This is a genomic window from Pseudomonas sp. AC463 (genome assembly GCF_979253585.1).
Window position 1 is genome coordinate 1 of sequence record NZ_CEEDDZ010000909.1, and the last position, 253, is coordinate 253.

Annotated in this window: 1 protein-coding gene; it reads left to right on the top strand. The window is 71.9% G+C overall.

Annotated elements, in window-relative coordinates; translation table 11 throughout:
• Window positions 1-253 (top strand): hypothetical protein (locus AC0IYH_RS32865; RefSeq protein WP_471838565.1); only part of this gene is annotated, 253 nt, incomplete at both ends.

Consider the following 253-nt stretch of genomic DNA (forward strand, 5'->3'; position numbering starts at 1 on the left):
GCCCCTGCCCATGGCCATCGTGTCGGCCGATGCGCTGCAGATCCGCAGCTGGGTGCCTGACGCACTGAAGGGCCAGGTCGCCGTCGCTGCCGTGCAAGGCGGCTTCGAGACGGGGCGGTGGTGGGGCTCCAAGGTCAGCGCTGCGGCGTTGCAGCAGGCGTTGGAAGAATCGCTCCACGCCGTCGGCATGCGGCCCACGTCGCCCGAACCGGCGCCGCGCTTCGAGCTGCAGGCCCGGCTCGTGCTGCTGGAG